Here is a 25,137-nt window from a genome sequence, read left to right on the forward strand (position 1 = left end):
CGTCAACGACGACATCAAGAAGCGAATCGGCTGGGTGGCCTACATCGTGTCGGGCCTGAAGTCGCTGATGTTCCCCGCGGTGAAGGTGGAGATCTCGATCGACGGGGGCCCGGCGACGACGCACCGCGCCCGTACGGTCGTGGTCGGCAACGTCGGCTACCTCCAGGCCGGCATGCCGCTGCTGCCCGACGCGACCATCGACGACGGCCAGATCGACGTCGTGATCCTGCACCCGAAGAGCTTCCTGTCGTGGGTGCCGCTGGCCGCGCGCGTGCTGGTGCGCAGCAAGCGGACCGACTCCACCATCGACCGGTTGACCGGGTCGACCGTGGCGATCCGGGCCGCGATCGCGACCCCGCGCCAGCTCGACGGCGACTCGATCGGTGAGGGCCGCGAGCTGACGATGACCTGCGTGCCGGGTCGGTTGCTGGTGCGCGTGCCGCGCTGATTCACGGAGCCGCGTTCCGCGCTGATCCAACCCACAACGTCATCACGGGCGGCGGCCCCAGCCACCGGCCATGATGACGTCCCGCCAGGAAGGGGAGGGTCAGCCCCGCGCGTGCGCGACGGCCTCCTCCTCCTCGGGGGAGAGCTGGGCGTCGCTCGACCACGAGCTGATCGTCTTCGCGTACGTCCGCGCCTCGCTGCGCCCGTGGATCGAGGTGAGCACCACCCCGTCGCCGGCGTCGTCGAGCAGCGCGACCGACCACGAGAGGTGACCGCCGACGTCACCGAAGGCGTCGTACCGGACCACCGAGAGGTGGCGCAGCGCGCCGTTGGAGGCGGCCTGGAGCGCAGCGACCTCGCGGCGCAGGCCGACCACGTCCTCGGGCAGCGGAGCGGCACCGGGGACCGGGCGGGAGCCGGCCGTACGCCGCAGCGCGACGACCGAGAAGACCACCGCGACGACGGCGAGGAGCAGGGCAGGGACCGCGAGGTAGGACACGGCGGCAGCCTAGTCGCGGCGACGTGCTGGTGACCGCGCGACGCGGCCTCGGCGCAAACGGGCTCGGGCTCGTGGGAAAGTGGTCCGTGTGAGTGCCACCGAGAAGACCCGCCGCATCGCCTACCAGGGCGAGCCCGGCGCCAACTCCCACATCGTCTGCGCCCAGCACTACCACCACGAAGCCGTGCCGTGCGCCTCGTTCGAGGACGTCTTCGCGGCCGTCGAGAGCGGCGACGCCGACCTGGCGATGATCCCGATCGACAACTCGCTGGCTGGCCGCGTCGCCGACATCCACCACTTCCTGCCGGCGTCGTCGCTGCACATCATCGCCGAGCACTTTCTGCGCATCACCTTCAACCTGATGGCGCTGCCCGGGGCCGACGAGGCGGGCGTGCGGACCATCCACAGCCACGTCCACGCGCTGGGCCAGTGCCGCAAGGTGATCAAGGAGCTCGGCGCCACCCCGGTCATCTCGGGTGACACCGCCGGCGCTGCCCGGGAGGTCGCCGAGTCGGGCGACACCTCGCAGGCCGCGCTCGCCCCGCCGCTCGCCGCCGAGATCTACGGCCTCGACGTGCTGCGTACGGAGGTCGAGGACGAGGACCACAACACCACCCGCTTCGTGGTGCTGTCGCGCGACTACGTCAAGGCGCCGCAGGGCAACGGCCCGGTCGTCACCAGCTTCATCTTCAACGTGCGCAACCTCCCGGCCGCGCTCTACAAGGCGCTCGGCGGCTTCGCCACCAACAGCGTCAACATGACCAAGCTGGAGAGCTACATGGTGGGCGGCGGCTTCACCGCGACCCAGTTCCTGGCGGAGGTCGACGGCCACCCCGACGACACCGGCCTGGCCCGGGCGCTCGAGGAGCTCGCCTTCTTCACCACCGAGATCAAGGTGCTCGGCGTCTATCCCGCCGCCCCGGAGCGCGCCGACCACAGCTGAGGCCAGCGCCCACGCAGCATCGCCGCTCAGCTGCCCCACGAATGGCCGACGCCGGGAACGAGATCACTCTCGCTCCCGGCGTCGCCGTTCTCCTCGACCTCAGAAGGTCATGCGCTGAGCATCACTTGCAGCGGCCGACTCCGATGTCGTCGATGAACCAGCCGAGCGCGTAGATGTTGACCGACGCCTCGGTGGCGATCCCGAACCGGAGGAAGACCTTCTTGCCGCGGGCCTTCTTCGGGAACTTCACGACCTGCTGGCGGTAGCCGCCACTCTCACCGGCGAACGCGCGCTTGCCGGCGAACTTGGAGCCCTTGGCGTGCACCTTGTTCGGGTACTTGCCGTTGAAGAGGTCCATCCACTTCTTGCCGTTGTACGAGTACTCGACGCGACCGCCGTCGTAGTTCTTGCCGTTGTCGGTGTCGAAGAGGTAGGCGTGGCGGAAGCGCAGGAAGGAGCTCTTGTGCTTGGGCACCTTGACCTTGTGCTTGGTGCGGACCGAGTAGTCCTTCGCCCGGCCCTTGTTGCTGTCCGGGAACCAGTTGCCCGGACGGTCGAAGCCCCACATGTTCTTCTTGCCGGTGCTGGCGTAGGTGGCGTCGAAGCCCAGGTTGTTGGGGTTGCCCGGGACGAACCAGGGGCGCTGCGCCTTCCACTTCTTGCCGCCCTTCTCCAGACCGTCGGAGAAGGTCCAGCTGACCCGCTTGCAGGTCTGCATGTCCTTGGCGTTGGAGCGCGGGATGTCCATCTGGGTCGCCTTGACGGCCTTGTCGACCTGCGAGCAGTTGGAGTAGGAGATCCCCTTCGTGCCGACCAGGTTCTTGCAGGCCTGGCGCAGCGCACGGGCCAGGTCCTGGTAGTCGCTGGCCGAGGTGAGGATGCCGGTGTTGGCCTCGTACCAGACAGCAGCGGTCTTCGCGATGCCGATGCCGGTGACGGTCTGGCCGTTGAACGAGCCGCCGTCGACCATCAGGGTGGCGGCCTTGTTGCCGACGCCGCTGTTGTAGTGGACGCCGCCGTTGTCACCCGTGCCGCGGTAGTAGAGCGGGTCGTTCATCCGCGCCGGCTGGTCGTAGAGGTTCGGGTTGGACATGTGGCGGATCGCGCCGATCGGCAGCGACTCGCCGAGCTTCCAGCGGTCGGCGGCGGTGTCGTTCGGCGAGCTGGTGGCCAGGTCGACGAACTCACCGAAGATGTCGGAGATCGACTCGTTGATCGCACCCGACTGGTACGAGTAGAAGAGCTTCGAGGAGCGCTCGGTGACGCCGTGCGCGAGCTCGTGGCCCACCACGTCGTCGGCGGAGGCGTAGCCCGCGCCGTAGGTCATCTGCGAACCGTTCCAGAACGCGTTGGCGTAGGGGCAGCCGGCGTCCGGCGGGCAGTAGCGCACCGTCGAGATGAGCGGCATCCCCTTGCCGTCGATCGAGTCACGGTTGAACTGCGCCTTGAACCAGTCGTACGTGGCGCCGGAGTAGACGTAGGCCTGCTGGACCTCGGCGTTCTGCGCGGCAGCGTTGCCACCCTCGACCAGGACCGGGCTCTTGCACGGCAGGCCGGCGGCGGTGTTGCCGGCGTCGCAGACGCGACGGTTCTTGGCGGTGTGGATCTCGTCGAACGCGTCGACGATCGCGCCGATCTGGGCGTCGACGAAGACCTGGCGACGTACGTGGTCGGAGAAGGAGACCTCGACCGCGTGGACCGTGCGGGCACCGGGGATCTTGTCGCTGCCGATGATGGCGGCGTCGTAGACCTTGAGGCCCTCGTGGACGGCGGTGACCTGGCTCGGCTTCACCCCGGCGCCGCGGGCGACGTACGCCTTGGCGGAGCGGATCGCTGCGGCCTGGCTGATGGTCGCGCGACCGACCGAGGCGGTGCTGCGGTCGGGCAGCACCTCGCCCGAGGCGGAGACGACGCGGTTGTCCTCGTCGAGCTGGACGGCGAGCTCGCCGCCGAGCACCTCGACGCCGTCGAGCTGCTGCACGACGCGGACCGTGGTGTTGCCGGTGGCCTGGGCGTGGACCCGGTCGGCCTTCAGCGTCGAGCGCTTGCCGAGGCCGAACTCACCGGCGTGCTGCGCCACGAAGGCACGGGCGGCGGCCTGCGGGCTCGAGGACGGCTTGATCCCCTTGGGGGCGGCCAGAGGCTTGCCCGCCTCGGTGCCGACGAAGCTCACCAGCCCGCCCTTGGCGTGCACCTGGGCGCGGGCACCGAAGCCCTCGTCGGCGGCGGTCGCGGGCGAGGTCGCCACGACCCCGGCTGCGGTGGACACGGCGAGCGCGAGGATGGTCCCCGCCGCAGCCGTCTTTCTGGTCAGACGTGGTCGCATGTGTTCCTTCTCCCCCAAGAGTCAAGCGAACGGATTCCGCATCGTATGTGGCGCGGCCGACAAAAGCACCCGTGGAACTACGCAGACGACGCACCCGGACCCACGGGCCGGGGGCCATCCTCGCGCATGCATCGGGCCGGGGGCCATCCTCGCGCATGCATCGGGCCGGCCCACCCCTCGGACGGGCCATGGCGTCCGGCGCGCCGGCGGACCAGACTTCGCCGGTGAACCTCTACTGGCGCCTCATCTGGCTCATGCTCAACATCAAGCGCCGCCCGCGCACCCTCCTGTGGGGCACCACCCGCTCGCCCTTCCGGGTGCTGCCCAGCGACCTGGACGCGCTGGGCCACATGAACAACGCCAAGTACTTCGGCTTCATGGACCTCGGCCGCGTCGACCAGATGGTCCGCTCCGGCCTGTGGCAGCACTGCCAGGAGCGGGGCTGGTACTCGGTCGTGGCGAGCCAGACGATCCGCTACCGGCGCTCGCTCAAGCCCTGGCAGCGCTTCGACCTGCACACCCGGGTGATCGGCTTCGACGAGAAGGCGATGTACATCGAGTCGCGCTTCATGCAGCGCGGCACGCTCGCCGCGCACGCGGTCGGACAGGTGCGCTTCCTGCACAAGAAGGGCGGCGACGTCCCGCCCAGCGCGGTGCGCGAGCTGATCCCGGAGGCTCCCGAGCTCGAGCTGCCCGCGTGGGTCTCGACGTGGGCCGAGGCAGTGCGGAGCGCCGTCTGAGCGGTCCGGTCGAGAGCCCGACGGGGCCAACGACCCGGGCACCCGGGCGCCGACAGGGCTAGGGTCCGAGGTGGACCTCCGCACCCGAGGAGCAGCCATGGACGAGACGCCCCGGTTGTCGCGCGCCCTGGCACGTCCGCGCCTGCTCGGGATGGCGCTGGCGCTGGTCGCCTTCCAGCAGTCGCTGGTGCCGTCGCTGCTGGTGCGCAACTGGTACTTCCAGGGCGTGGTCAGCGGCGTCGCGGTCGCGGTGGGCTACGGGCTCGGCGCCGGCATGACCCGCGGCGTCGAGTGGGGCGTACGACGCTCGTCGTGGACCCCGCCCCGGCTCTCGCGCCGCACCGACCACCGTCTCCGCCTGGGCGTGCTGGTCGCCCTGGTCGTCGCGGTCGCGCTGATGTCGCGCCGGGCCGTGGCGCAGCACCGGTGGACGTGGGAGCGGCTCGACCACTCGCCCTCCTCGAGCTGGCTCGTCCACGGCGGCACCGTCGCCGTCACCCTGGCGGTCGCCGCGGTGCTGGTGCTCCTCGCGCTGGGCCTCGGCTGGCTGCGGCGCCGGGTCGCGCGCGCCGGCGGACGCGTCCTGCCGCGCTGGGTCGCCGGTGTCGTGGCCACCGTGCTGGTGGTCTGGGCGGTGACCTCGGCGCTGAACACGTGGGTCTACCAGCGCACCCTCGACGGCCTCAACGCCACCTTCACCCTGAGCGACCTGGAGGTCGAGGACGGCATGACCCCGCCGGAGTCGTCGTCGCGCTCGACCGGTCCCGCCTCCGAGGTCGCGTGGGAGGAGGTCGGCGACGAGGGCCGCCGCTTCCTCACCCGCGGGCCGTCGGTAGAGCGGCTGCAGGAGTTCCGCACCGACGGCGAGGCGGCGGCCGTCGAGCCGGTGCGGGTCTACGTGGGGCGGGCGACGACCCCCGAGCCGGACGAGCAGGCCGCCCTGGCGCTGGAGGAGCTGGAACGGTTCGACGCCTTCGACCGCAGCGTCGTCCTGGTCGTCGTGCCGACCGGCACCGGGTGGGTCAACGAGCAGATCGTGCAGCCGGTCGAGTACCTCTACGGCGGCGACGTCGCCACGGTCTCGGTGCAGTACTCCCACCTGCCCAGCCCGCTGGCCTTCCTCACCGAGTCGCACGCCGCCGGCGACGCGGGCGCCGCGCTCGTCGACGCGGTCCGCGATCGCGTCGAGCAGGAGCCCGCGGACGAGCGCCCGCTGCTGCTGGTCGCCGGCGAGTCGCTCGGCTCCTTCGGCGGCAGCAACGCGTACGCCTCCCTCGACGCCATGCGCGAGGGCGCCGACGCCTCGCTGTGGGTGGGGCCGCCGGCGATGATGCACCTGCGCCGCGAGGCCGAGGCCGAGCGCGCGCCCGGGTCGCTGCAGATCAAGCCGGACGTGGGCGACGACCTCCTCTTCGCCAACCGGGCCTCCGACGTCGTCGGCCACCCGCGGTCGGTCTTCCTCCAGCAGGCCGACGACGCGATCGTGTGGTGGGACTGGCCCGTGCTGTGGGAGGAGCCCGACTGGCTGCGCGAGCCGCTCGACCCGGCGGTCAACCCGGAGATGGAGTGGTATCCGGTGACCACGTTCCTCAACCTGGCCGTCGACATGGCCGTCAGCACCGCCTTCGAGCACGACCAGGGTCACAAGTACGGCACCCAGCCGCTGCTCGCCTGGGCGGCGATGCTGCAGCCCGCGGGGTGGAGCCCCGACCGGGTCACCGAGCTGCGGGCCGCACTGGCCGGGACCGGCCCGTGAGCGCGCCCCGACCCGTGCGGGTGCGGGTCGCGACGGTCGCCGACGCGGCCACCGTCGCCGGTCTGCTGCACGACTTCAACGTGGAGTTCGAGGCGCCGACGCCCTCGGCCGCCGACTTCACCCGCCGCCTCTCCACCCAGCTGGGGCACGACGGCGTACGCGCGTGGCTCGCCGAGGCGGACGGTGACGGGGAGCCGGTCGGCTTCGCTCTGGCGACCCTGCGCCCCAGCCCCTACTCCGACGGCGGCACCGTCCTCCTCGAGGAGCTGTACGCCCGCCCCGCGCGCCGCGGCACGGGTGTGGGCACCGCGCTGATGGAGGCGCTCGCGACGTGGGTGGTCGAGCGGGGCGCCGGTGAGGTGCAGATCAACGTCGACGAGGTCGACACCGACGCACGGCGCTTCTACGAGCGGCTCGGCTTCACCAACGTCGAGGACGGCTCGCGGATGCTGCTCTACGTGCGAGAAGCCTGAGGCGCGCGGCCGCGCTGGGGGGAGAATCAGGTCCATGACCCGACCCGGTGACGAGAACTACCTGCACGGCCACCACGCCAGCGTCCTGGCGGCGCACGGCGCCCGCACCGCGGAGAACTCGGCGGCCTACCTCCTGCCGCACCTCGCGCCGGGCACGAGCCTGCTCGACGTCGGCTTCGGGCCGGGCAGCATCACCGCCGACCTGGCCAAGGTCGTGGCGCCCGCGGAGGTGGTCGGCATCGAGGCCGCGCCCGACGCACTGGCGGCCGCGCAGGCGCTGATGGAGGCGCGCGGGGTCGACAACGTCACCCTGCGGACCGGCTCGGTCTACGAGCTGCCCTTCGAGGACGGCTCCTTCGACGTGGTGCACTGCCACCAGGTGCTGCAGTACCTCACCGATCCGCCGGCCGCGCTGCGCGAGATGGCCCGGGTGGCCCGCCGCGTGGTCGCCGCCCGCGAGGTCGACTATGCGGTGATGCACTGGTACCCGCCGAACCCCGGCATGGAGGACTGGCTCGACAGCTACCGCTCCGCGGCCCGCTAGGCGGGCGGCGAGCCGGATGCGGCCCGCCACCTGCGCGCGTGGGCCAACGCGGCCGGCCTCGACCTCCTCGGCGAGGTGCGGCTCGACGCGTCGACGTGGACGTACGCCACCGCCGGGTCGACCGGCTGGTGGGGTGACGTCCAGGCCGCGCGCGTCCTGGAGTCGGAGCAGAACGCCAAGCTCCGCGCCCTCGGGGTCTCCGAGGAGCGGATCGCCCGGATGGCCGCCGACTGGAAGGCCTGGGGCCAGCACCCGGACGCCTGGTTCTCGATGGTCCACGGAGAGCTGCTGCTGCTCAAGTGGTGAGGGGTCAGATCCCCAGCATCCGCCCGATGATCTCCTTCTGGATCTCGGTCGTCCCGCCGTAGATCGTCTGGATCCGGCTGTCCAGGAAGGCCTTCGCGATCGGGTACTCCATCATGTAGCCGTAGCCGCCGTGCAGCTGCACGCCCGCGTCGACGAACTTCTTCTGCAGCTCGGTGGTCCACCACTTCGCCATCGAGGCCAGGCTGGCGTCGGCCGTGCCGGCGTTGAGCTGCTCGATGCAGTCGTTGACGAAGACGCGGGCGACGTGGGCCTCGGTCGCCATCTCGGCGAGCAGGAAGCGGTTGTGCTGGAAGTTGCCGATCGAGCGCCCGAACGCCTTGCGCTCCTTGGCGTAGTCGAGGCAGAGGTCGAGGACGTGCTCCATCGCGGCGACCGCGATCACGGCGATCGAGATCCGCTCCTGGGGCAGGTTCTCCATGAGGTGGATGAAGCCGCCGCCGAGCTGGCCGAGCAGGTTCTCCTTCGGCACCACGACGTCGTCGAAGAAGAGCTCGGCGGTGTCCTGCGCCTTGAGCCCCATCTTCTCGAGGTTGCGGCCGCGGGTGAACCCCTCCATCCCGCGCTCGACGACGAGCAGGCTGATGCCGGAGTGGCCTGCCTCGGGGTCGGTCTTCGCGACCACGATGACCAGGTCGGACAGGATGCCGTTGGAGATGAAGGTCTTCGACCCGTTGAGGACGAAGTGGTCGCCCTTGTCGACGGCGTGGGTGGCGATGCCCTGGAGGTCGGAGCCGGCGCCGGGCTCGGTCATCGCGATGGCGGAGATCGTCTCGCCGCTGACCAGGCCGGGCAGCCAGCGCTGCTTCTGCTCGTCGGTGCCGAGCGAGGTGATGTAGGGGACGACGATGTCGCTGTGCAGGCCGAAGCCCAGCCCGCTGGCGCCGGCCCGGATGGTCTCCTCGGCCAGCACGGCGGTGTAGCGGAAGTCGCGGACGCCCGCGCCGCCGTACTCCTCCGGCACGTCGAGGCAGAGCAGCCCGGCCGCGCCCGCCTTCACCCAGACGTCACGGTCGACCTGGCCCGCAGCCTCCCACGCCTCGTGGTGCGGGACGACCTCCTTCTCCAGGAAGGAGCGCACGGTGGAGCGGAAGTCCTCGTGCTCGGTCTCGTAGATCGACGGCCTGGTGGGCATGCGTACCTCCGTGCTCGAGGCGCGCACGCCTCACTGTGACAGTAGAACTGTCACATTAGACGAGAGGGACGTGACTGTCATCACTCCGCGAGGAATGCGCAGTCACTCCTCGGCGAAGAGCGCCTCCGCGGCGCGCGAGTCCGCGTACTCCTCGAAGCGGGCGATCCGACCGTCGACCAGCGGCAGCCAGCGACGGGCGACCTCGAGCGCCTGCTCGATGCCGGCGGCGGTGGGGGTCTCGATCGGGACGTCCATGGGGCGCATCATCACCCGACGCACGCGCCCCGCGGGCGGCGACTCAGAAGTCGCGGTACTCCTCGAGCCGCTTGCGGATGTGGCCCGCGAGCTCGACGGACGCCTCGATCTCAGCCTTGCGGATCGCCACCGACTCGACGTTGAAGCCGATCGGCAGGCCCAGGCGGTCGGCGAAGGCGATCAGCTCGTCGGCGGTCGCCACGCACTGGTCGTAGGACTGCTGCAGGGTGTCGGAGGAGTGGCGCAGGTCGTTCTGCACCCAGCGGGGCACGTTGACGCCCAGCCACTCCAGGAACTCCAGCGTCTTGAGCGAGCCGCAGACCGAGAGCGTGAAGACCAGCGGCACCGGCTCGACGCCGGCCTCGCGGCAGGCGTAGTGGTAGTCGGAGAGCAGGTCCTTGGCGGCGTTGACGTCGTAGACCACCTGGCTGACGAAGAAGCTCACGCCGGCCGACTGCTTGGCGAGCAGGCGGGCCTGCTCGTCGCCACGCGACTGGTGGCGCTCGGGGATCGCGACGCCGCCGAGCAGCAGGTCGGGCTGCACCTCACGGCGCAGCTCCTGGGCCTGCGGCAGCGAGACCGCGACCTCCTTGTCACGCGAGGAGGCGCCGACGAAGACGGTCATCACGCGGTCAGGGTCCTGCGCGCCCAGCCACTCGCCGAGGTGGTCGGGGGTGTACTTGCCGACGCAGCGGTAGATGACGACCGGCTTCTTCCAGCCGTCGAGCTGGTCGGCGAAGTCGGCAGGGTCGAGCGTCGCGGAGTAGGGGAACGGGCGCTCGGCCGGGTTGCGGTCGGACTCGTCGTCGATGTCGTAGAGGACCAGGGCGTCGACGTCGAGCGGCTCGAGGCGCTGCACGGTGCGCTCGGCGACCTGGCGGACGTCCTCGCTCGGGGTGCCCTGCCGCGGCGGGGTCATCCCGAAGAGGACGATGCCCCCACGGCGCTCGGCGATGCGCTGGCGCAGCTCCACGACGACTCCTTCATGCTCGGGCGGTGCTGACGCAAGTCTCGCACCGCGCGAGCGGGCCGGACGAACCCTCGCCACGCTCCGAGACCGTGCCGCCCTTCGGCCGAGGGGGTACTGGTCGGGGTGGCAGCGCCCCTCGCCTCCCGGGTGCTCTGTCCCCACGACAGCCCCCACACCCGACAGGCGCGCACAGCAGCGCCACCACCCCGACAGTCCTCCGCCAAGTGGACCCTTGTACACCCCTTACGGTGGGCCCTCGACCAACGCACTTCCGTCACGTTCTTGGGTCGGCGGCCACCGTGTCAACGGCTACCCGTCAGTCACCCGAATCTCGGGTACGGATTGGGCCGCAACGGTGCCGTTCAGAGGCACCGGGGCCGCCCCGCGGTGAATCGACGCTTCAGCTCCAGCGCCCCGTCACGCAGCGTGACGGTGGCGCGGACCGGACCCCGCGTCGTACGCAGCGGCGTGGTCGCCGTCGCCGTCACCCAGGGTGCGGTGGTGTCACTGGAGACCAGGCGCTCCCCCACGCGTACGTCGACCTGCGCGACCGCCCCGCGGCCACCGGTCACCTCGGTGCGCAGCACGGTGCCGAGCAGGCGACAGGAGACGTCGAGCTCGAGGCTGCGGGCCTTGCGGCGCAGGGCGTCGCGCCGGATCTGCTCGACCGTGGTGCCGCGCGCCTGGGCCAGGGTCGCCACGACGTGCGCGGCCGTGGCCGCCATGCCGGCGGCGGAGGGGTGCAGCGGGGCGCCGTCGCCGTAGGTGGAGATGGCGCGGATCCACTGCTGGTCGGGAGCGGCGCAGGCGGTGTGGTCGATGGCCCCGGGGATGGTGCGCTGGTCGACGAAGATCGAGCCGGTGGCCGCGGCGACCTCGGCGAGCAGGTCGGAGAGCCGGTCGATCTGGCCCTGGACGTAGTCGGCCTCGGCCGCGCTGAGCCCGGGAATCACGGTCGGGCAACCGCCGGGCGGCAGGTAGGTGCCGTAGCCGACGACGAGGACGTCGGCGCGTGGCGCGCGACGCTGCGTCTCCCGCACCGCCGCGAGGAGGTCGACCTCGACCTGGGCGAACTTCGGGCCCAGCGGGTCGGTGCCCGCGGGCGGGACGCAGTTGAGCAGCAGGCAGCCGGTGGCCAGCCCGACGAGGCCGATGTCGTTGCCGCCGATGGTGCCGAAGGAGACCAGGCTGGTGCTGCGCGAGAGCGAGTCGAGCTGCGGCGGGTTGGCACCCTGGGCGACGTACAGGTCCTCCACCACGGCGCCGCTGCAGCTGGCGTCGGTGAAGGCGTTGACGTCGAGGGTCTCCGCGACGACCGTCGGGAAGTTGCGCTTGCTGCGCAGGCACGCGCCCGAGTCGAGGCGCTGGGGGTTGATCAGCGGGCCGGCGACGAAGGAGTCACCGAAGGAGACGTAGCGCTCCCCGCCGGGGCGCTCCCAGATCGGCGGGAGTCCGGAGCCGGCCGGGGCGGCGTGCGAGGCCGGGCTGACGAGCAGCACGGCGAGGAAGGGGGCGAGGAGCGGGAGGGTCACCAGGGGTGCGCCCCGCGAGAGAAGACGAGAGAGTCGGCGCATGCCTCGACGCTAGGGCGCGGTGTGACCCACGTCATTGTCGGATCGCGACAGATGCTGGGCGTCGTACGCCGCTCGGCGAGCCGCGCGGACGTCCGTCAGCGTGCGCAGCCCGGACGTCGCGGCTGCAGCGTGCGTACGACCTTCAGCTCCTGGTCGCGGAGGGTGACGTGGAGGCGTTGCGTGCCCCGCACGCGGCTCACCTTGGCGGCCCGGGCGGTGAGGACGAAGGGTGCCTTGCGGTCGACACCGATCCGACGAGCACCCACCTTCCACTCCACCTGCGTGACCGCGCCCCGGCCGCCCGTCACGCGGGCCCGGACCTGGCGGCCCTTCTGTTGGCAGGTGACGGCGGCGCGCACCGTCCTCGCCTTGGCCTTCAGGGCGGCCAGGCGCTGCGCCTTCGTCGGGCCGGGGTCCGGCGCCTTCGCCCTCTCCTCGGCGACGCGGGTCAGGACGTGGTCACCGATCGCCTTCATGCCGGCGCTCGAGGGGTGCATCAGGTAGCCGTCGCCGAATTCGTTGATCCCGCGGATCCACTGCTGGTCCGGCCAGGCGCAGACGGTGTGGTCGATGGCACCGGGGATGTCGCGCTGGTCGACGAAGGCCACGTCCTCCTCGGCAGCGATCTTCTCCAGCAGGTCGGAGAGCCGGTCGATCTGGCTCTGCAGGTAGTCGAACTCGGCGGGCGAGACCAGGTCGAAGAAGGTGGCCGGGCAGCCGCCCGGCGGCACGTAGGTCCCGTAGCCGACGACGTAGATCTCGGCCTTCGGTGAGCGCTGCTTCGTCACGTCGAGGGCGGCGACGAGTCGGTCGCGCACCTCGCTGAAGGCGGCGGCGTACGGGTCGGTGCCGGGGGCCGGGACGCAGGAGGTCGTGGCCGACGCGGCGCAGTCGTTGCCGAGCTGGACCAGCCCGATGTCGTTGCCGCCCATCGTGCCGAAGGTGACCAGGGTGGTGTCGGCGCTCAGCGCGTTGAGCTGCGCGGCGTTGACGTAGGAGCCGGCCACCTGCCGGTTGGCGAAGTGGTGCGTGGTCGCGGCGCTGCACGACGCGTCGACGAAGGAGTTCACGTCCAGCCCGGTCGCCACCACGGTAGGGAAGTTGCGCTCACTGCGGGTGCAGCGACCCGTCTCGGTGCGCTGGGGCGAGATGCCGGGCCCCGCCACGAACGAGTCACCGAAGGCGACGTAGCGCTCCCCGCCCGGGCCCTTGTCCCAGACCGGCACGTGGCCCGGCGGCTCGGCGGCGTGCGCCGGAAGGGTGAGGGCTGAGGCCACGAGGGGTGCCACCGCCAGGGCTGACACGAGGTGGGCGAGTCGACGCATGCGCGGGACACTAGCCGAGGTGACGCCCCTCACACCATGCTCGACCCACAGGCCCGACTCACGTGCCCGGCCGGCCGGGTCAGGGCAGCAGCCGGACGGGGTACCTCTGCCGGCCGACGGCGACCGTGAAGGTGGGGTCGTCCCACCGCGGCAGCACGAACAAACCGGCCGGCGGGCTGACCACGCTGGCCTGCCCCTGGGTCGCCGTGCCGTCACCGTCGGGTCGGGCGTAGACCCCACGCCAGGTGCGGCCGCCCGAGGAGACCCGGAGCTTGATCTCGCCGGCCCGCACGGCCTGGTCGAAGGCGAGCCCGGCCTCGACGGCGCGGTCGGAGTCGAAGGGGACGAAACGGAAGTCGACGAACGCCTGGCGCTTCCTCGGGACGTACGTGCTGCGGTCGGCGAACTGCACGCCCCGGGGGCGTACGACGCGGACCGTGTGCACGAAGCCGCCCACCGTGACCCGGCCACGGGCGACCAGCTCGGCGCCGTAGCGGCGCACCGGGCCGGTCTCGGTCGGGCCGGCCGGGAGGGTGCGCGGCCACCCCTTCGGCTGCGCGACCTCGGGGTCCCACTCGCCCTCCTCGCCGTCGGCGCGCACGAGGGTGAGCGAGCGGCGTACGACGCCCGGTGCGACCGGCGCCAGGCCGGTCGGCACCAGCCTGACGCTGCCCGTCTCGGGAGCCTCCGGGGTGAACTGCACCTGCACCCACTCGGCGGCGCGCGTCCCGAGCCCGCGGAAGGGACCGCAGACGCCCTGCTGCTGGAGCGCCCCGTCGTCGGAGATGAACCAGCACCGGGAGTCGTCGGGGACGGCTACCACCTGGTCCCAGGTGGGCCAGGCCCGCCGCCACATCTCGTCGGCGTCGGCCAGCGACTCCTCCGCGTCGACCACCTCGTCACCGAGGTAGGTCAACCCGCTGGGCTTCCCGGCGGGCTCGTCGTCGGAGGTGCAGGCCGCCAGGGCGCCGAGGCCGAGCGCGACCGCCAGGACGACACCCAGCCGCCGCCTCACTGCCTCGACCACCTGTACGCGTGCCACCCTGCAGACGCTAGCGCCCCTGGTCCGCCGGAGGGTCGAGGAGGCGGCACCTGCCCTGCTCCGGGAGCAGCGCACCAGGGCCTGGTCCCCGTCGCCCAGGGCCTGGTCGCTGGCCCGGACCACCGGCGAGACGAACTGGGCGTCGTCCTCCCACACCCGTCCGTCGAGGGAGAAGGCCCACCCGTCCGGTGGTCGTAGCGTGACGTCCTCGCCGGAGGCGGGCGCCACCACGCGCAGGGCGGCGAGCTCGGACACCTCGCCACCCACGGAGTCGGGATCGGTGAGGACCATCCACGTGCCGCCGGGGCTCGCCACCACGCCGGGCGAGGGCGGGACCTCGCGACGCGGGTCCACCTTGCCGTCGGCGTCGATCCAGACCAGGAAGGACGTCGTGGTGCCTCCCTCGGTGCGCTCCGCCTTCAGGGCGTCGCCGACCGGTCCGACGACCTCCCAGCCGGGAGCGGTCCGGGAGAGGTCGACGAGGTCGTCCGGGGCCGCGAACTGCCAGAGGAACTGCCGCCCACCGTCGCTGACCACCACCTGGCCACCGTCGGTCACGGCGATCGCGTAGGGCTGCGGCCCCTCGCTCAGCCTGGGCACGGGGTCCTGGGAGAGGACGGTCCCGGTCCCGGTGCTGGTCTCGACGACGGCCACCCGGAAGTCGCCGTCGACCGTCGCCACGTAGGCGATGTACTGGCCGCGGGGCGAGATCCTCACGCCCTGCTCGGCAGGATGCTCGAGCGGTCGGACGTCCGTGCCCGTCCCCCACACCCAGGTGTCGTCGTCGCGTCCACCGACCCAGACGTCGCCGCCCGAGGCGACGTACCACCACGTCCCCGGGACGACCGACCCGTCGACGTGCAGCGCCTCGTCGAGGACGTACGGCACCTGCGGCTGCTGGACCCCGAGGTCGGGGGACGGCGCGGGGGCCGGCCTGCGGTCAGGGCTCCAGACGGCCAGGGCCCACGTCGTCCCGACCAGCAGGGCCAGCACGGCCGCGGCCACCAGCATCGGGAGCCAGGGGCGCGGCGCACGAGGGCTCGCACTGCTCGTCGCGAAGCTCGGCAGCGGGGGCACGGTCACCCGGTCGGCCACCTGCCGCAGGTCGCTGCGCAGCATCTCTTCCACGTCGTACGACATTTCAGGCCTCCTTCCCTTCGGTGAGTGACTCCGACGCCGACTCGGACCCCGACTCCGACGCCGACTCCGCGTCGAGGGTCGCCCGCAACGACCGCAGCGCGCGGTGCGCGCTGGCCTTGACCGTGCCGGGGGCGCAGCCGAGGGCATCGGCGATCTCGCGCTCGCTCAACCCCTCGTAGTAGCGCAGCACCACGACCGCGCGCTGTCGCGGTGGCAGCGCGAGCACGTGCGGCCACAGGCTCGCCCGTTCGTCGACGTCGACGACCGCGTCGCCACCGGGCGAGCGGGACGTCTCGGCGTCGTCGACCTCGTCGGTGAGCCGCTCGGGGCGCCTGGCCCGGCTGCGCCGACCGGAGATGAACGCGTTGGTCAACATGCGGCGGACGTAGGCGGTGGGTGAGTCGGCCGCCGACACCATGCCCCAGGCCTGGTGCGCCTGGAGGAGCGTCTGCTGGGCGAGGTCCTCCGCGTCGGCGTGCTGGCCGGTGAGCAGGTAGGCCGCGCGGTAGATCCGTGGCCACACGTCGGCCGCGAACGCCTCGAAGTCGACGCCCGTCGGCGACCCCCGCATCGTGCCTTCCATCGCTCCCCCTCGTCGCTGCGTGCCGTCACCTGACTGACGCCGTCGACCTCCCACCGGTTTACCGTCGCGCACCGACAGTTCGTCGCCAACCCGCCTACAGTCGGTTCATGAGCGATCGGAAGACCAGGCCCGGCCCCGAGTCACCGGACGCGGTGCTGGACGCCGTGGCCGACCCCCGTCGCGCGGCCGACGCCCGCCAGGTCCTGGCCCTCATGCGCGAGGTCACCGGCGTCGAGCCGACCGTCTGGGCGGGCTCGATGATCGGCTTCGGCCGCCAGCCCTACACAACCGCCGACGGGGTGACCCGCGACTACTTCGCCATCGGCCTGGCCGCGCGCAAGGCGGCGCTGACCCTCTACGGCCTCACGTTCTACGGCTCGAACGCCGACCTGCTCGAGCGGCTCGGCCCGCACACGACCGGCAAGGGCTGCCTCTACCTGAAGCGGCTCGACGGCGTCGACCTCGACGTGCTGCGCGAGCTCGTCGAGCTCGGGTGGCGCACCAACCACGTCCCCGAGTGACGCCGCGACCCGTGACACCCTGAGGCCCATGCAGTCCCTCACCCCCGACGAGATCCGCGCCTCCTTCGTCAACTGCTCCAAGGGCGAGGCGAAGCGGCTGCCGCTGCCCACGGCGTACGACGCGATCCGTTGGCCGGACCTCGACTTCCTCGGCTGGCGCGACCTCGCCGGCCCCGGCACGGCGTACGTCGTGGCGCCCTGGCGCGGGGAGCCCACCGGGCTCGTGCTGCGCGTCGGCAACCGCGCCGGGCACGGGGGCCGCAAGAACATGTGCGCCTTCTGCCTCACCACGCACTCGTCCTCCGACATGGACCTGATGGTCGCGCCACGCGCCGGGGCGGCCGGGCGCAACGGCAACACCGTCGGCACCTACCTGTGCGCCGACCTGGCCTGCTCGCTCTACGTGCGCAAGCTCAAGCGGCCGGCGCGCGTGCAGCCGGAGGAGACGACCACGACCGAGGTGCGCGTCGCGCGGCTGCAGGAGAACCTCGACGCCTTCGTGCGCCGGGTCACCGCTCCCACCGGCTGAGCCCTGCGAGGACGTAACGCTGCGCACACGGACGGCGCGTGTGCCCGGACGCCGCGACGGGCACACTGGCCCCCATGCCCTGGGACCGCACACGCCTGACCGCCGACGGATTCACCGGGTGGATCCGGATCTCCGACCTGCCGCGAGCCGACGTGCCGTCGGGCGCGGGCGTCTACGTGGTCGTACGGGAGAACACCCTCCCGCCGCGCTTCCGCGCCACCAACCCCGGGGGCCGGGCGAGCGAGAAGGACCCGACCGTCCCCGTCGCCGAGCTGCGCGAGGCGTGGGTCGACGGCGCCGAGGTGCTCTTCGTCGGGCGCGCGACCCGCGGCGTCGGCAAGCGGCAGGGGCTGGCCAAGCGGCTCGCCGAGCTGCGCCGCTTCGGCCTCGGCCAGACCGGCAACCACTGGGGCGGGCGGTACGTGTGGCAGCTCGCCGACTCCGACGACCTGCTCGTGGCCTGGAAGGAGACCGGCGAGGCGGACCCCGAGGAGGTGGCGGCGCAGCTGCTGGCCCGCTTCGAGGTCGACCACGGCCAGCTGCCCTTCGCCAACCTGGTGCGCGGCTCCGCGACCGCGACCCAGCTGCCGCAGATCCGCGCGGCGCGCGTCGAGGACATCGAGGAGGTCGTCGAGCTGTGGACGCGGGCCGGCGAGAACCGCGGGCGTCCTGCGGACCGGCCCGACCTCGTACGCCTGCTCATCGAGCGCGACCCCGAAGCGTTGCTGCTGGCCGTGGACGACGGCGTCGTCGTCGGCAGCGTCATCGCCGGGTGGGACGGCTGGCGGGCGAGCCTCTACCGCCTGGCGGTCGCCCCGGAGCACCGACGTCGCGGCACCGCGCGACTCCTCGTCGGTCGCGCGGAGGCGCGGCTCAAGGCGTTCGGCGCGAGCCGCATCCACGCCATGGTGCTCGAGGAGAACCAGGACGGCCACGGCCTGTGGCAGGCCTTGGGCTACACCCCGCAGCCGGACTGGCGGCGATGGGTGAAGGCGACACGCTGAGCAGCGCTGGCTGAACTTCTGCTGGCTGAGCCCCGCTCAGGCGTGGGCCGACTCGTCGGACTCGCTCGGGGCGGTCTGCGTCGTGCCCTCGCTGCCGTCGGCGCGCGTCCAGGCGCAGACGAGCTCGTCGCGCGCACCGAAGCGGACGAGGTGGCGACCCACGACGTCCTCGAGGCGGGCGAGGTCGGCCTCGGGGGCCGTGAGCTGCAGGTCGAGGAACTCGTTGGCGACGCTGGCCTCCAGTCGGCCGTCGCCGAGGACGACCCAGCCGGTGTTGCTGGACTCGTCCCACTCGCCGCCCTGCTTGCGGCCGAGGTGGTTGACCAGCTGCTTGCCATAACGGGCAGGACGCTGGGTGGGGACCAGGGCGTGGGTGTCCGACATCGACTTCTCCTTGCTGGGGCTGCTGGGTCGAGGGTACCGGGACCGCTCCAGAGAGACGTAGGTCACGTCCTCATTAATTAGGAATCTTTCTTTCCGATTATTAGGTTCGGACCGTGCAGCTGACCCGGTTCACCGATCTCGGCCTCCGCATCCTGATGCGGCTGGCAGTGCCCACCGGCGCGCCGACGACCACCCAGTCGGTGGCACAGCAGATGGCCGTCAGCCCCACCCATGCCGCCAAGGTGGTCGCCCGACTCCAGAGCCTCGGCCTGGTCGAGACCCGACGGGGCCGCACCGGCGGCCTCGCGATCACCGAGGCCGGACGCCGCGCGTCCGCCGGCCGCCTCGCCCGCACCCTGGAGGGCCAGGGCGAGGTCATCGAGTGCGAGGGCGAGAACCCCTGCCCCCTGGCCAACGCGTGCCGCCTGCGCGGCCTGCTGCGCCAGGCCCAGGAGGCCTTCTTCGCGACGCTCGACCCCTATTCGATCGCCGACCTCGCTGGGTCGCCGACCGCAGACGTGCTGCTCTCGATCACCTCGAGGCCGCCGGACTGACCTGCCCACGGTTCTCGGACCGCTCACTCGGAACAACTCTCGGAGGAACCCATGCTGTCGCCCACCTCGACCGACGTCGTCAAGGCCACCCTTCCCGCCATCGGCGCAGCCATCGGGGACATCACCCCGCTCTTCTACCGCAAGATGTTCGACGCGCACCCCGAGCTGGAGCGCGACCTCTTCAACCGCGGCAACCAGAAGGCCGGCGACCAGCCGCGTGCCCTGGCCGCCTCGATCGCGACGTACGCGACCGTGCTCGTCACCCCCGACGCCCCCGCGCCGCTCGACCTGCTGCGTCGCATCGGACACAAGCACGCCTCCCTCGGCATCAAGCCCGAGGAGTACGAGATCGTGCACACCCACCTCTTCGCCGCCATCGTCGAGGTGCTCGGCGACGCCGTGACGCCCGAGGTCGCCGCCGCGTGGGACGAGGTCTACTGGCTGATGGCCAACGACCTGATCACGCTGGAGAAGGAGCTGTACGCCGAGGCCGAGGTGACCCCCGAGACCGTGTGGCGTGACGTCGTCGTCACCGAGCGGCGTCAGGAGTCGCCCGACACCGTCTCCTTCACGGTGGCCGCACCCGACGGCAGCCCGCTGGCGACCGCCAAGCCCGGCCAGTACGTCTCGGTCGCGGTGCGGCTGCCCGACGGGGCCCGCCAGATCCGTCAGTACAGCCTGACCCGCGCCGCGGCCGGGCAGTGGGCGTTCAGCGTGAAGGCGATCGCCGCCAGCGTCGCCGAGGACGGCACCGAGATCCCCGAGGGCGAGGTGTCGAACTTCCTCCACCGCACCGTCTTCGAGGGCGACACATTGACCACCTCGGTGCCCTTCGGCGACCTGGTGCTCGACGACTCCGACGACCCGCTGCTGCTGGTCTCGGCCGGCATCGGCTCGACCCCGATCCTCGGCATGCTCAACTACCTGAGCCACACCGGCAGCAACCGCCGCGTCACCGTCCTGCACGCCGACCGCTCGCTGGCCCGCCACGCGCACCGCCAGCAGCTCAGCGCGCTCGTCGCCACGCTTCCCGACGCGACCCTGCACCGCTGGTACGAGGAGCTCGGCGAGCGCGGCGCGGCGGCCGACGTCAGGGCCGGCCGGGTCGACCTCGCCGGGGTCGAGATCCAAGGTGGCGCACGGGCGTACCTCTGCGGCCCGCTCCCCTTCATGCAGGCCGTACGCAGCGACCTCGTCGACCGCGGCGTCGCTGCGGACCGCATCCACTACGAGGTCTTCGGCCCCGACAAGTGGGTCGCGGCCAACTGACCTGGCCGCTGCGTCCACCGGGCTGACACGCCCGCGCGGTCCCCTTCCTTCCGGCTACGCTGCCGCCACACCGGAGGGAAGGGGACCCATGCGCATCGGGTCGAGGAACGCGCGCGCCGGCAACGCCACCATGGCCGCGCTCGCACTGGTCACCGGACTCGCCCTCGCGGGCTGCTCCGGCGACGACGAGCCCGAGGCCGGGCCGGCCGACGAGACGCTGGCCGCGGCGGTGGCCGCCTTCACCGACGCCGGCACGGGCGACTACACCTTCCAGCTCGGCGACGACGACGAGCCGATGATCCGGAGCGAGGGCAAGTTCGGGGTCGCCGACTCCGTGGCCACCCTGGACCTGACGCTCACGAACGGCGAGCGCAGCCTGCGCTCCGAGCACGTGCGGGTCGGCGACGACGTCTGGTTCCGTACGTCGCAGGACAGCACCGGTCCGGCGAGCGGGTGCTGGCGGGCCGGCCGCCCGGACCGCGCCTCGGGCCTGCTGGGCCCCGGACCGGCGGAGTCGGGCGAGGGCACGCCCGCGCCTCCGGCCGTGGCGGTCGTCGCGACTGCCGAGGGTGAGGAGTGGGTGGCGAAGGGCGACACCGTGCGGGGCACCGCGGACCTCTTCACCGTCGCCTCCACCCTCGGCGAGGTCGTCTCGTCCCTGGAGCTGGCCCCGGAGCAGACCCAGGGTCGTGTCGAGGTCACCTTCCTGGTGGACGGGGAGGACGTGGTGGCGTGGCGCACCGACCTGGTCACCGTGCTCCGGGCGCTGGCCGACAGCGGCGCCGAGCTCGACCCCGAGATGGTGCGCCTGCTCGACGGCGACATCGACATACCGGTGATGGCTGGTTTCAGCCAGCTGGGCGAGGACGTCTCGGTGGAGCCGCCGAGCGATCTCTGCTGACCGACTCGCGGACCTGCACAGCTCAGACGTTGACGTGGAAACCCAGGTCGACGTCGCAGGCTGCCTGACCGGCGCGGATGCCCCAGCTCTCCAGAGGTAGGTCGCGCACCACGACGGTGACGTGGTCGGCGGGGATGCCGAGGTCGCCGAGGTGGGCGGTGAGCGCGGCGTACAGCTGACGCTTCGCGTCGACCGAGCGGCCGGCGAAGCAGTCGACCTGCACCAGGGTGAAGCGGTCCGGGTCGGAGAGGTGCGGCGGCACCGCGCATCGGTGGGGCTCGTGGACCACCAGCCGCACGTGCTTGTCCCCCTCGGGGATCCGGAAGGCCTCGACCAGTGACGCGTGCACGGCGTCGATGATCGTCACCTCTTCCTCGGGGGCATACGGACGACGGATCTCGACCACGGTGCTCGGCATGCCGGCCAGCGTGGCGCACCACCGACGCACCGCCGCGCCATTTCTCACGGCTGGCGCCGACGTTTCCCGGGTACCCCGTGGGGGGGACTGGGTCTCCCAGGCCCACTCACCCTCGGAGGACACCGTGAGCGACAGCTCCGCCGACACCATCGGCAACGTCAAGAAGAAGCGACGCGAGCCGAAGGTCAAGCTGCGTCGGTCGATCACGACCAAGCTGCTCTTCTTCTACGTGCTGGGCGACGTGCTCGGCTCGGGGGTCTACGTCCTCATCGGTGCGGTCGCGGGTGCGGTCGGTGGTGCGTTCTGGATCGCCTTCGCCGTCGGCGTGAGCGTCGCGGCGATCACGGGGCTCGCGTACGCCGAGCTCGCCACCAAGTATCCGCACGCCGCCGGGGCGTCCCTCTACGTGAACCGTGCCTTCGACAACAGGATCCTGGCCTTCCTGGTCACCGTCTCCTTCCTCTCGGCCAGCTTCGCGGCAGCGGGGTCGCTGAGCGTCGGCTTCGCCAGCTACTTCCTCGAGCTGTGGGACCCCCCGCCGGCGCTGCTGGTCTCCCTGGTCTTCATCGCGATCCTCGCCCTGATCAACTTCATCGGCATCACGGAGTCGGTCGTGGTCACGATGCTGATGACCTTCGTCGAGATCGCCGGCCTGGTCATCGTGATCGGCATCGGCATCTGGTTCGTGGCCCAGGGCGGGGCCGACTTCAGTCGCCTCACCGAGTTCGAGGCCTCCGGCAACCCCATCTGGGCCATCGTGGCCGGCGTCGCGCTGGCCTTCTTCGCGATGACCGGCTTCGAGAACGTCGTCAACGTCGCCGAGGAGACCGTCGACCCGCACCGCGCCTTCCCGCGGGCCCTGGTCGGCGGCATGATCGCCGCCGGCGTGATCTACGTCCTCGTCGCGATGGTGGCGTCGCTGGTCGTCGGCGCCCCCACGCTGAGCACCTCGGACGTCGCGCTGCTGGAGGTCGTGAAGGCCGACGTGGTGCCGCTGCCGGTGACCTTCATGACCACCCTCTTCGCCATCATCGCCTGCGTCGCGATCACCAACACCTCGCTCGTGGCGACCGTGACCCAGCCGCGCGTGCTCTACGGGATGGCCAACGAGGACGTCGTGCCCCCGATCTTCTCGAAGCTGCACCCGAAGCGCCGCAGCCCGTGGGTCGGTCTGCTCTTCTCCCTCCTGGTCGTCTCGGGACTCCTCGTCATCGGCAGCCTCGTCGTGGCGGGTGGTGGTGGCATCAACCTGGTCGAGCGCCTGGCCACGGTCACCGTCGTCCTCCTGCTCTTCATCTACTGCCTGGTGATCCTGGCGGCGCTCAAGCTCACCAAGGAGGACGTCACCGACCGCACGTTCAAGGCCCCGCGCTGGCTGCTCGTCCCGGGCCTGATCGGCAACTTCGTCCTGCTCGCGTACGTCGTGCGGGACGACCCGGCCTCGGTCCTCTGGTGCCTGGGGCTGCTGGGGGTGGGCGGCGCCCTGCTGGTCGTGGAGTACTTCGCGCGACGACGTCGTACGCCCGCCACCGCCTGATGACGGCCCGTGCGGGTGCGGGCCAAAGAGGCGTAGGTCACACTCGTCGTGTCGCATCGGTCGTTGTCGGGTTGCGATCGGACCCCTAGGTGTCTCGCGGACACGGCGAGCTGCGGCGCAGCGACTCTCGGGGAGACCCCTTGACGCTCCGTACGCCCCTCGGCCCGCCAGACCTGGATCTCCGTCACCGTCATGGCGGCGGCATCGGCCCTCCTCACCGCCTGCGGTGACGACGTCCGCAACGACTACGTGGCTCCACCTCCGCGCCCCGCCCCGTCGGTCGCGGAGATGAAGGCCGCGCTGCTCGACACTGCCGAGGAGCAGTGCCCCGGTGGCGAGGTCGAGACCAACGACGTCGAGCTCCAGGGCGCGTCCTTCGTCGGCACGAGCAACGTCAGCGTGGCCGAGCGGGGCGAGTGGACCGGCTTCACCTGCCGGCTGGAGGGCGCGGAGTCCCGGCCCGACGGACCGGCGCAGGTCACCCGCGCCCTCGCCCTCCTCCACCGCGACGGCCTGGCCGTCCGGGTCGACTCGGCCGAGCCCGAGGTGACGGCCAACTTCCTCGACGAGTACTTCGTACGCCTGGGCGCCTGAGCCCGTCCCGGTCGGCGGGCCGACCGACGACCCTTGCCGCAGCACGGGCGGCAGGAGGATGCTCGGGAGTGACGGCGCGGGGGCGCCGGGACTCGGGGGCGGGCGATGGCTCAGTTCGCGGACGACAGGATCGAGGCGTACGTCGGTCCCCAGGAGCTGGGTGCGGCCGACGACCTGGAGTCGGTGGTCCAGGACTTCATCGCCGGTGCCCGCACCAGTCTCAGCATCGCCGTGCAGGAGCTCGACAGCGAGCCGATCGCCCAGGCGATCATCGACGCCAGCTGGCGGGGACTGCGGGTCGAGGTCTTCCTGGAGCAGGACTACCTGCGGACGCCGCTTCCCGGCAGTCCGCCCGCTCTGCCGACCCCGCGCGACGGCGAGAGTGACGACGAGGCGCTCCGGCGCGTGCAGTGGGTCGAGGACACCACGGAGCTGGCCACCAACCGCCGGATCCTGGCGGCGCTGCTGCGCTCGGACGTGCAGGTGCGGGGCGACTACAACCCGAAGATCTTCCACCAGAAGTTCGTGCTGCGGGACTACGACGGCAAGGCCGCGCCGACGTCGGCGCTGCTCAGCGGGTCGGCCAACTTCACGCAGACCGACACGCACCGCAACCTGAACCACCTCTTCGTCTTCCGGGACGCCGACGTCTGCCGGCAGTACCTCACCGAGGTGGAGCAGCTGCGCCGAGGACGGTTCGGCCGCGAGCTGCACGGGCGACGCCCCGGACGTACGACGTGGGCGGGGTGCCCGTGAAGGTCCTCTTCGCCCCCGACCCACACCCCCCCGAGCTCGAGATCATGAAGCAGATGCTCAAGGGCAGTCGGGAGATCTGGTTCGCGATCTTCACCTTCGCCGGCTCCTCGGGGATCGACGACACGATGCTCGCCCTGGCGCGCGGCGGCATGACGATCCAGGGCGTCCTCGACCCCGCCCAGGCGAAGCAGAAGTGGGCGGCCCCGGCGTGGTTGGTCCACGACAACATCGAGCTGTACGTCCCGCGCAGGGCCGGCGACTTCGCGACACTGCGCAAGCTGCACCACAAGCTGATGGTGATCGACGAGCAGGTCGTGGTGGCCGGCAGCTTCAACTACACCGAGCCCGCCAACGAGTTCAACGACGAGAACATCTTCGTGTTGGGCACGGTGCACGACGAGGTCGACGGGGTCGCGGTCGAGCACCAGCCCGCCGCCGCCGTGGCGCGGCACATGAAGGCTGAGATCAAGCGCATCATCGACCTGAGTGAGCGCTACGTGCCGGGCTGAAGGTCCACGCCGCGCGATGTCGTCGGACGAGTGTGCAGATGATGCATCCGACACCTGCACGTCCGACATCTTCTGCACACTCGAC

The 25,137-nt window shown here is 71.7% G+C and carries 28 protein-coding genes; 17 read left to right on the plus strand and 11 right to left on the minus strand.

Going from position 1 to position 25,137, the window contains the following annotated elements; all coding sequences use genetic code 11:
- Positions 1–34 precede the first annotated feature (34 nt).
- A complete protein-coding gene (locus tag E2C04_RS20420; RefSeq protein WP_238694360.1) occupies positions 35–448 on the plus strand; it encodes a diacylglycerol/lipid kinase family protein in 414 nt (137 codons plus the stop codon).
- Between the two features lie 99 nt (positions 449–547).
- Here E2C04_RS20420 and E2C04_RS17005 read toward each other — a convergent pair whose 3' ends face one another.
- Positions 548–946 carry a DUF4446 family protein gene (locus E2C04_RS17005; RefSeq protein ID WP_135833510.1) on the minus strand — a complete coding sequence of 133 codons (399 nt, stop codon included), beginning with the start codon at positions 944–946 and terminating at the stop codon, positions 548–550.
- 88 nt (positions 947–1,034) lie between these two features.
- Here E2C04_RS17005 and E2C04_RS17010 point away from each other — a divergent pair, with 88 nt between their 5' ends.
- Complete coding sequence (locus tag E2C04_RS17010) at positions 1,035–1,889, plus strand: prephenate dehydratase (protein WP_135833511.1); 855 nt, start codon at positions 1,035–1,037, stop codon at positions 1,887–1,889.
- 121 nt (positions 1,890–2,010) lie between these two features.
- Here the strand turns inward: E2C04_RS17010 and E2C04_RS17015 are convergent, their stop codons facing one another.
- The gene (locus E2C04_RS17015) at positions 2,011–4,158 is read right to left on the minus strand and encodes a M4 family metallopeptidase (RefSeq protein ID WP_158630747.1); all 2,148 of its coding nucleotides are present in this window, start codon (positions 4,156–4,158) and stop codon (positions 2,011–2,013) included.
- 281 nt (positions 4,159–4,439) lie between these two features.
- Between E2C04_RS17015 and E2C04_RS17020 the strand changes: the two genes are divergently transcribed.
- The 5 genes from E2C04_RS17020 (at position 4,440) to E2C04_RS20430 (ending at position 8,034) form a co-directional block, all read left to right on the plus strand.
- A complete protein-coding gene (locus tag E2C04_RS17020) occupies positions 4,440–4,955 on the plus strand; it encodes an acyl-CoA thioesterase (protein ID WP_135833513.1) in 516 nt (171 codons plus the stop codon).
- Between the two features lie 97 nt (positions 4,956–5,052).
- Positions 5,053–6,711, plus strand: coding sequence for an alpha/beta-hydrolase family protein (locus E2C04_RS17025; protein ID WP_135833514.1), 1,659 nt, complete (start codon positions 5,053–5,055; stop codon positions 6,709–6,711).
- Positions 6,712–6,725: 14 nt separating this feature from the next.
- Positions 6,726–7,184, plus strand: a complete 459-nt coding sequence (locus E2C04_RS17030; protein WP_202978002.1) for a GNAT family N-acetyltransferase — start codon at positions 6,726–6,728, stop codon at positions 7,182–7,184.
- A gap of 34 nt (positions 7,185–7,218) precedes the next feature.
- Positions 7,219–7,728 carry a class I SAM-dependent methyltransferase gene (locus tag E2C04_RS20425; protein ID WP_229721404.1) on the plus strand — a complete coding sequence of 170 codons (510 nt, stop codon included), beginning with the start codon at positions 7,219–7,221 and terminating at the stop codon, positions 7,726–7,728.
- Positions 7,729–7,803: 75 nt separating this feature from the next.
- A complete protein-coding gene (locus E2C04_RS20430) occupies positions 7,804–8,034 on the plus strand; it encodes a hypothetical protein (protein WP_229721403.1) in 231 nt (76 codons plus the stop codon).
- 4 nt (positions 8,035–8,038) lie between these two features.
- On the opposite strand, the gene E2C04_RS17040 is transcribed toward E2C04_RS20430, so the two are convergent.
- The 7 genes from E2C04_RS17040 to E2C04_RS17065 form a co-directional block, all read right to left on the minus strand.
- Positions 8,039–9,187, minus strand: coding sequence for an acyl-CoA dehydrogenase family protein (locus tag E2C04_RS17040; protein WP_135833516.1), 1,149 nt, complete (start codon positions 9,185–9,187; stop codon positions 8,039–8,041).
- Positions 9,188–9,289: 102 nt separating this feature from the next.
- A complete protein-coding gene (locus tag E2C04_RS17915; protein WP_158630748.1) occupies positions 9,290–9,442 on the minus strand; it encodes a hypothetical protein in 153 nt (50 codons plus the stop codon).
- A gap of 43 nt (positions 9,443–9,485) precedes the next feature.
- Positions 9,486–10,415, minus strand: coding sequence for a methylenetetrahydrofolate reductase (locus E2C04_RS17045; protein ID WP_229721402.1), 930 nt, complete (start codon positions 10,413–10,415; stop codon positions 9,486–9,488).
- 359 nt (positions 10,416–10,774) lie between these two features.
- Complete coding sequence (locus E2C04_RS17050; RefSeq protein WP_135833517.1) at positions 10,775–11,986, minus strand: SGNH/GDSL hydrolase family protein; 1,212 nt, start codon at positions 11,984–11,986, stop codon at positions 10,775–10,777.
- A 95-nt stretch (positions 11,987–12,081) separates the two neighbouring features.
- Complete coding sequence (locus tag E2C04_RS17055) at positions 12,082–13,311, minus strand: SGNH/GDSL hydrolase family protein (protein ID WP_135833518.1); 1,230 nt, start codon at positions 13,309–13,311, stop codon at positions 12,082–12,084.
- 79 nt (positions 13,312–13,390) lie between these two features.
- The gene (locus tag E2C04_RS17060) at positions 13,391–15,493 is read right to left on the minus strand and encodes a TolB-like translocation protein (protein ID WP_135833519.1); all 2,103 of its coding nucleotides are present in this window, start codon (positions 15,491–15,493) and stop codon (positions 13,391–13,393) included.
- 1 nt (position 15,494) lies between these two features.
- On the minus strand, positions 15,495–16,076 hold the full coding sequence (locus E2C04_RS17065; RefSeq protein ID WP_135833520.1) for a SigE family RNA polymerase sigma factor: 582 nt from the start codon (positions 16,074–16,076) through the stop codon (positions 15,495–15,497).
- Positions 16,077–16,183: 107 nt separating this feature from the next.
- On the opposite strand from E2C04_RS17065, the gene E2C04_RS17070 reads away from it, so the two are divergent.
- The 3 genes from E2C04_RS17070 to E2C04_RS18915 all read left to right on the plus strand — a co-directional run bounded on the left by E2C04_RS17070 (position 16,184) and on the right by E2C04_RS18915 (position 18,130).
- A complete protein-coding gene (locus E2C04_RS17070) occupies positions 16,184–16,597 on the plus strand; it encodes a DUF1801 domain-containing protein (protein ID WP_135833521.1) in 414 nt (137 codons plus the stop codon).
- A 28-nt stretch (positions 16,598–16,625) separates the two neighbouring features.
- Positions 16,626–17,126 (plus strand): FBP domain-containing protein, encoded by a 501-nt coding sequence (locus E2C04_RS17075; protein ID WP_135833522.1) that lies wholly within the window; start codon positions 16,626–16,628, stop codon positions 17,124–17,126.
- Between the two features lie 74 nt (positions 17,127–17,200).
- Entirely contained in the window at positions 17,201–18,130 is a 930-nt protein-coding gene (locus tag E2C04_RS18915) for a GNAT family N-acetyltransferase (protein ID WP_202977825.1), read from the plus strand.
- A gap of 36 nt (positions 18,131–18,166) precedes the next feature.
- On the opposite strand, the gene E2C04_RS17090 is transcribed toward E2C04_RS18915, so the two are convergent.
- On the minus strand, positions 18,167–18,514 hold the full coding sequence (locus E2C04_RS17090) for a DUF2218 domain-containing protein (RefSeq protein WP_135833523.1): 348 nt from the start codon (positions 18,512–18,514) through the stop codon (positions 18,167–18,169).
- 113 nt (positions 18,515–18,627) lie between these two features.
- Here E2C04_RS17090 and E2C04_RS17095 point away from each other — a divergent pair, with 113 nt between their 5' ends.
- From E2C04_RS17095 to E2C04_RS17105, 3 genes are all read left to right on the plus strand, one after another.
- Complete coding sequence (locus tag E2C04_RS17095; protein ID WP_135833524.1) at positions 18,628–19,068, plus strand: RrF2 family transcriptional regulator; 441 nt, start codon at positions 18,628–18,630, stop codon at positions 19,066–19,068.
- Between the two features lie 51 nt (positions 19,069–19,119).
- Entirely contained in the window at positions 19,120–20,337 is a 1,218-nt protein-coding gene (locus tag E2C04_RS17100; RefSeq protein ID WP_135833525.1) for a globin domain-containing protein, read from the plus strand.
- Positions 20,338–20,425: 88 nt separating this feature from the next.
- Positions 20,426–21,238 (plus strand): hypothetical protein, encoded by an 813-nt coding sequence (locus E2C04_RS17105; RefSeq protein WP_135833526.1) that lies wholly within the window; start codon positions 20,426–20,428, stop codon positions 21,236–21,238.
- A 22-nt stretch (positions 21,239–21,260) separates the two neighbouring features.
- Here E2C04_RS17105 and E2C04_RS17110 read toward each other — a convergent pair whose 3' ends face one another.
- On the minus strand, positions 21,261–21,656 hold the full coding sequence (locus tag E2C04_RS17110) for a tautomerase family protein (protein WP_135833527.1): 396 nt from the start codon (positions 21,654–21,656) through the stop codon (positions 21,261–21,263).
- 124 nt (positions 21,657–21,780) lie between these two features.
- Between E2C04_RS17110 and E2C04_RS17115 the strand changes: the two genes are divergently transcribed.
- The 4 genes from E2C04_RS17115 (at position 21,781) to E2C04_RS17130 (ending at position 25,052) form a co-directional block, all read left to right on the plus strand.
- The gene (locus tag E2C04_RS17115; RefSeq protein ID WP_202977826.1) at positions 21,781–23,193 is read left to right on the plus strand and encodes an APC family permease; all 1,413 of its coding nucleotides are present in this window, start codon (positions 21,781–21,783) and stop codon (positions 23,191–23,193) included.
- Between the two features lie 192 nt (positions 23,194–23,385).
- Positions 23,386–23,787: a hypothetical protein gene (locus tag E2C04_RS17120; RefSeq protein ID WP_135833529.1), complete on the plus strand. Its 402-nt coding sequence runs from the start codon at positions 23,386–23,388 to the stop codon at positions 23,785–23,787.
- A gap of 105 nt (positions 23,788–23,892) precedes the next feature.
- Positions 23,893–24,543, plus strand: a complete 651-nt coding sequence (locus E2C04_RS17125) for a phospholipase D-like domain-containing protein (RefSeq protein WP_135833530.1) — start codon at positions 23,893–23,895, stop codon at positions 24,541–24,543.
- Positions 24,534–25,052, plus strand: coding sequence for a phospholipase D-like domain-containing protein (locus E2C04_RS17130; RefSeq protein ID WP_135833531.1), 519 nt, complete (start codon positions 24,534–24,536; stop codon positions 25,050–25,052). Before E2C04_RS17125 ends, E2C04_RS17130 begins: the two co-directional genes overlap by 10 nt.
- Positions 25,053–25,137 lie beyond the last annotated feature (85 nt).

Origin of the sequence: Nocardioides daphniae (assembly GCF_004777465.1) — a bacterium.
Classification (GTDB): domain Bacteria; phylum Actinomycetota; class Actinomycetes; order Propionibacteriales; family Nocardioidaceae; genus Nocardioides; species Nocardioides daphniae.

What these genes read in the sequence shown, in the direction of transcription:
- E2C04_RS17025 (WP_135833514.1), top strand. Translation starts at nt 5,053, where the DNA reads ATGGACGAGACGCCCCGGTTGTCGCGCGCCCTGGCACGTCCGCGCCTG.
- E2C04_RS20425 (WP_229721404.1), top strand. Translation starts at nt 7,219, where the DNA reads ATGACCCGACCCGGTGACGAGAACTACCTGCACGGCCACCACGCCAGC.
- E2C04_RS17040 (WP_135833516.1), bottom strand. Translation starts at nt 9,187, where the DNA reads ATGCCCACCAGGCCGTCGATCTACGAGACCGAGCACGAGGACTTCCGC.
- E2C04_RS17915 (WP_158630748.1), bottom strand. Translation starts at nt 9,442, where the DNA reads ATGGACGTCCCGATCGAGACCCCCACCGCCGCCGGCATCGAGCAGGCG.
- E2C04_RS17050 (WP_135833517.1), bottom strand. Translation starts at nt 11,986, where the DNA reads ATGCGCCGACTCTCTCGTCTTCTCTCGCGGGGCGCACCCCTGGTGACC.
- E2C04_RS17055 (WP_135833518.1), bottom strand. Translation starts at nt 13,311, where the DNA reads ATGCGTCGACTCGCCCACCTCGTGTCAGCCCTGGCGGTGGCACCCCTC.
- E2C04_RS17060 (WP_135833519.1), bottom strand. Translation starts at nt 15,493, where the DNA reads ATGTCGTACGACGTGGAAGAGATGCTGCGCAGCGACCTGCGGCAGGTG.
- E2C04_RS17065 (WP_135833520.1), bottom strand. Translation starts at nt 16,076, where the DNA reads ATGGAAGGCACGATGCGGGGGTCGCCGACGGGCGTCGACTTCGAGGCG.
- E2C04_RS17070 (WP_135833521.1), top strand. Translation starts at nt 16,184, where the DNA reads ATGAGCGATCGGAAGACCAGGCCCGGCCCCGAGTCACCGGACGCGGTG.
- E2C04_RS17075 (WP_135833522.1), top strand. Translation starts at nt 16,626, where the DNA reads ATGCAGTCCCTCACCCCCGACGAGATCCGCGCCTCCTTCGTCAACTGC.
- E2C04_RS18915 (WP_202977825.1), top strand. Translation starts at nt 17,201, where the DNA reads ATGCCCTGGGACCGCACACGCCTGACCGCCGACGGATTCACCGGGTGG.
- E2C04_RS17090 (WP_135833523.1), bottom strand. Translation starts at nt 18,514, where the DNA reads ATGTCGGACACCCACGCCCTGGTCCCCACCCAGCGTCCTGCCCGTTAT.
- E2C04_RS17100 (WP_135833525.1), top strand. Translation starts at nt 19,120, where the DNA reads ATGCTGTCGCCCACCTCGACCGACGTCGTCAAGGCCACCCTTCCCGCC.
- E2C04_RS17105 (WP_135833526.1), top strand. Translation starts at nt 20,426, where the DNA reads ATGCGCATCGGGTCGAGGAACGCGCGCGCCGGCAACGCCACCATGGCC.
- E2C04_RS17110 (WP_135833527.1), bottom strand. Translation starts at nt 21,656, where the DNA reads ATGCCGAGCACCGTGGTCGAGATCCGTCGTCCGTATGCCCCCGAGGAA.
- E2C04_RS17120 (WP_135833529.1), top strand. Translation starts at nt 23,386, where the DNA reads ATGGCGGCGGCATCGGCCCTCCTCACCGCCTGCGGTGACGACGTCCGC.
- E2C04_RS17125 (WP_135833530.1), top strand. Translation starts at nt 23,893, where the DNA reads ATGGCTCAGTTCGCGGACGACAGGATCGAGGCGTACGTCGGTCCCCAG.